At 69.3% G+C, this 4,035-nt stretch carries 5 protein-coding genes and 1 pseudogene; 3 read left to right on the forward strand and 3 right to left on the reverse strand.

Annotated elements, in window-relative coordinates; translation table 11 throughout:
* On the reverse strand, positions 1–585 hold a 585-nt coding region (locus ACI2LP_RS33875; protein ID WP_404728376.1), incomplete at its 3' end, for a chloramphenicol phosphotransferase CPT family protein.
* 562 nt (positions 586–1,147) lie between these two features.
* Between ACI2LP_RS33875 and ACI2LP_RS33880 the strand changes: the two genes are divergently transcribed.
* Complete coding sequence (locus tag ACI2LP_RS33880) at positions 1,148–1,417, forward strand: hypothetical protein (protein WP_404728377.1); 270 nt, start codon at positions 1,148–1,150, stop codon at positions 1,415–1,417.
* Positions 1,414–1,581 (forward strand): hypothetical protein, encoded by a 168-nt coding sequence (locus ACI2LP_RS33885; protein ID WP_404728378.1) that lies wholly within the window; start codon positions 1,414–1,416, stop codon positions 1,579–1,581. The genes ACI2LP_RS33880 and ACI2LP_RS33885 overlap by 4 nt, the downstream gene beginning before the upstream one ends.
* Positions 1,582–2,134: 553 nt before the next feature.
* Here ACI2LP_RS33885 and ACI2LP_RS33890 read toward each other — a convergent pair.
* Positions 2,135–2,404 (reverse strand): hypothetical protein, encoded by a 270-nt coding sequence (locus ACI2LP_RS33890; RefSeq protein WP_404728379.1) that lies wholly within the window; start codon positions 2,402–2,404, stop codon positions 2,135–2,137.
* A 389-nt stretch (positions 2,405–2,793) separates the two neighbouring features.
* On the opposite strand from ACI2LP_RS33890, the gene ACI2LP_RS33895 reads away from it, so the two are divergent.
* Entirely contained in the window at positions 2,794–3,843 is a 1,050-nt protein-coding gene (locus tag ACI2LP_RS33895; protein ID WP_404728380.1) for a hypothetical protein, read from the forward strand.
* 93 nt (positions 3,844–3,936) lie between these two features.
* On the opposite strand, the pseudogene ACI2LP_RS33900 reads toward ACI2LP_RS33895, so the two are convergent.
* Positions 3,937–4,035 (reverse strand): annotated as a pseudogene (locus ACI2LP_RS33900) (IS5/IS1182 family transposase); the annotation flags it as partial.

Below are 4,035 nucleotides of genomic sequence, written 5' to 3' on the forward strand. Positions count from 1 at the left end.
TGAGGCGCTGCCCAGATCCGAGCGGCCGCTGTCCGTCAAATAACGTCCGCGGAGGCGGGCGAAGGCGGTGGGTTTTGGACGGTGCGGAAGGAAATCCTTGATCCGCTCGGCGCATTCGCGCGGGCTCGCCATACTGGTGTCGCACTCCAGGTCGTAGTCGCCGTGACGGTGGACCAGGTCGTACTGGTCCGCGGCGAGGCCCAGCGGGCGGTCCCCCCGGCCCTGCTCGCGGCGGGTCAGTTCGTCCAGCGGACAGTGGACACCCACGAACAGCACGTCCTCGGGGCGCAGCACCGACAGGCAATCGACCAGCCGCCACGGCTCGCTGAGAACGTGGTCGACGACGATGTCGTTGCCCACCTCGGCCATGGCCGCGATCGAGCAATGGAAGCCCATCCTGGTCCGCCGCAGCGCCATGTCGAGATCCTCCGGTCCGAGGTTCCGCTTGGTGCGCATCGCGTTGAAGCTGTCCACCGCCAAGTGGAAGAAGACACCGTCGTCCAGGACGTTCAGCAGTTCCCGAGCGATGCTCGACTTCCCTGAACTGGACGTGCCGTTGAGGAAGATGATCCGACCAGCTGTCATGCGGGCATGATCACACTGCTGCCGCCTTGGTGGGATGTTAGGAGGATCTCCGGACTCAACTCTCGACAAGATCCATAAGAGTCTGCCTTGCGGCGTCCTCCCAGTGCGGCTGAGGAATAGCGCAGGACAGCAATACTGCCCCTTCACCAGTAGACCACCCCGGCCGACAGCCGCCCCGTCGCGGCCGGACTCGCCGTCCTCGCCTGGACGTTCCTCTCCGCGTTCGCGCCGCGCGGCATGACCCTGCGCCGCCCCGTCGACCGCCGAGCGCCCTGCCAAGGTCACCGTCCGGCCCGAGATCCACGTTCCGGTGCCGGTCCACGCCGTGCCCGCCGACAACCACCCGCACAACGGCTGCCCTCCCGGGACTGACATCCGGTCGCTCCGCCCGCGCCCGGCCGACGAACACCGTGATGCCGTTGGTCAATTCGGGGCCTGGCGTGACGTCGGCCTTCACAACCTGGTTGTGGTCGTGAAAGCCGACGTTGTCCTGGGTGCTGTGCGCGAACCCGTCATGACCGGCTGACCGGACGAGGCCCGGCGGTCGGTAGCGTCGACGCCCATGAACAGTGTTGAACTGACGGACGCCGTCCAGGACTTCGGCCGCCTGGTCGCTCTCGTGGAGGAGACCGGCGAGCGCGTGCCCCTTACCGGAAACGGCCAGTCGGCGAGCGTGCTGCTCCCGGCGGCCGAGCTGGTCGAGCTGGAGCACTGGGCGCAGCGGGCCTACGGCGCCCTGATACCTCTGCCGGACACGGCCGAGGAACGGCCCCCGGGCCGGCGCAGCACGGCCCGTACACGCGGTACCTGCACGCGGACGGCGAGCGTATGACGTTCACCCGGGGCCGGGTGGTGGTGGCCGAGTTGCGCCGTGCCGGGTGGCTTGAGTGGCTGGAGGACTGGGCGCGCAGCGGGCGGCAGGGGTATATGGACCCGAAGCAGTCGGAGGCGTTCGCCGAGTTCCTCGCCCGTCAACCCCCTGTCGGCGAGCAGTAAAGGGGCTGGTTCGATCGGGGTAGCCTGCCGGGCGCGAGCGTCCGCAGGGTGCGCGTAGAGACCACGGTCCCCCGCCGGTTGAGCAGATGCCGAGGCCCTTGCTACTTCGTTCCTCAGAGATGGCGGAGCGAAGGGCCGCGAAGTGGCAGATCGCAGCCCGCACCGGCAACGTCAAGGAGCCCTGAAAGCCGAGAGTCTGGGGCGGGGAGCCCTCCCCGCAGGCTGCGGCGGTTCGACACCTGCGGACCATGGTCATCGGCGCTCACCGCCTTGAGGAAACAGCGCGGCGAGTAGCACCCGCAATGCAGCGAGCGCTGCCTTACGGCGATCATCATTGGCTGACCAGACGGCAGGCAGGGCGATACCGCAGAAGACGACCAAGACCATGACACTCACCAAGCCAACGACTCCAGGGTGGCCCAGGCTTGACGGATTGCGATGAGACTCGCCAGGACGCCCAGAAGGCCTCCGGCGAGCCACCGGTTCACGGTGCTGACTGAATCACAAGGATCCTCTGCCTTTCGCTCGATCAACAAAAGTGCAGCTATGGGAGCTAGTTCAGAGAAGGCGCGTACTGCCTTGGCTCCGCCTGGCACCACGGCTGGGAGACCGTCGCCGCCCGTATCGCCACCACCAAGGCGACCGCGCGGTGAGCGCGACGTCCCGCACGCGCATCGACCGCGTCCGCGCCTCCGTCGGGATCGCCTCCCTGGCCTTCCAGCAGATCCAGGACGACCTCACCGGCGACGACGTCGACGCGCACGAGCTCGCCACGATCCTGCGCGAGCTGTCCGAGGACACCGACCCGCCCGGCGGGTTTCATGGCAGCACGAGCGGCTGGGAAGGCAGGTTCTGCATGACGATGTGCAAGTCGAGCAATCCGACGGGCCCGTCCGCATGCCGTTGCGGGCTATGCGGACGCCGCTGGTCCAGATTGCGCAATGGCCGACCGGGCAGCCGCGCGGGCCGACCTGGGCGCCTTACCAGACTGACTGGCGCGCGGGCCCGGAAGAGCGAAACGACGCCGGGCACGCCGGTTGCGGGGCCATGCTGCTCCCAGCGACGAGAGCGGGGGCAGGGAACGTGCAGGCGATTCTGGCTGGGGCCGTACTTCTGGTGTGTCTGAGCACGCCGCTGATGGGAGGGATGCAGCCACCACGGCTGAGGTCGAAGCGGCTGACACCCGAATACTCGGTAGGAGCGCCGTTGGCGGTGGGGCTCGGCTCCTGGGCGATGTGGATGCTGATGTTTCCGGTGCTCCGCGTCGGCTTCACCGGCACCAGGAACACCTGGATATGCGTGGCGTTGCTCGTGCTGTGCGTACTGGTCGCCCGGCCGATGGTCCGGATGGTGGCGCCCGCGCGGCTCAAGGGGAGCCGAATGCTGGTCGCGGCACGCGCGGTGGGCCTCTGCTGCGTCGTGGCGGGCGTCATGGCACCGCTGGACGCGGAGGTCGACAAGCAGCCCATGGCCGGCATGACCGTGATCTACGCGACGACCGCCGCCGTACTGGGTCTGATGCGGATCGTGGACCACGGCTACTTCCCGCTGGTCCTGCTGTGGACGGCGCTGTGGAAGGCCCTCCTGGCCGTCGTGACCGGGTACTGGATCCACTACACCGGCGGCACCCTCGTCCCCGACCCGGACGACGCCACCGCCGGGACGCTGCTGCTCGCCGTCCTGTGGTGGTCGCTGGTGGGGCTGTCAGCCGGCTGCGCGGTGGCCGCGGCCGTCCGCCTGGTGCGCTGGCTGAGGACCGGGCCGCCGGCCCGTCCCGCGCCCCCCGGAGTGACGTCCTGGCCACCGGCCGTCGGCGATGTGTGGACGGCCGAGCTCACCCACGACGACAACACCTACAAGGAGCGTCCGGTGGTCGTGCTGGAACGCACCCCGGGCTTCGTCCGCGTGCTCGGCATCACCAGCGTCGACAAGTCCGACCGGCCGCGCGGCTACCTGAAGCTCCGCCTGTCCGAGTGGGAGGGCGTGCTGAAGAAGGACGGCTGGCTGAACCTGGAGATCGCGCACGTCCCGTACTGCGACTTCCTTTGGCGGCGCGGGGAGTGCCCGGACCGGGTGTGGGACGAGCTGTGCACGAAGGCCGACGTGCGGGAGCGGTCCGCGAAGGCAGGACCGGCCCCGGGGTTCACCTTCCGGCACCGGCTGTGGTCAGCGATGAACGCGCACGTCGGCCGTGACGCGCGCACGGTCCGCGCCGGCGCTGACAGCCGGGTGCGCTGGGCGTGGACGCGGGAGAAGGTCTGACCCGAACCGCCGCCGGACCGTTAGACGCCTGGGAGGGGTCGGCGCTCAGGACACGTGGCCCATGTGCGCCAGAGCCTGCTTCAGCAGCACGCCGTGGCCGCCGGTCAGCGAGACCGCGAGCGGGATGCCCTGGCCGTCGGTGAGGACGTGGTGCTTACTGCCCGGGCGTGCGCGGTCGACCGGGCTGGGACC

The sequence above is a fragment of the Streptomyces sp. NPDC019890 genome (genome assembly GCF_044903445.1).
Classification (GTDB): domain Bacteria; phylum Actinomycetota; class Actinomycetes; order Streptomycetales; family Streptomycetaceae; genus Streptomyces.

Excerpts from the sequence above, each read along its gene's own strand:
- ACI2LP_RS33880 (WP_404728377.1), top strand. The coding sequence starts at position 1,148 with ATGAACAGTGTTGAACTGACGGACGCCGTCCAGGACTTCGGCCGCCTG.
- ACI2LP_RS33885 (WP_404728378.1), top strand. The coding sequence starts at position 1,414 with ATGACGTTCACCCGGGGCCGGGTGGTGGTGGCCGAGTTGCGCCGTGCC.
- ACI2LP_RS33890 (WP_404728379.1), bottom strand. The coding sequence starts at position 2,404 with ATGAAACCCGCCGGGCGGGTCGGTGTCCTCGGACAGCTCGCGCAGGAT.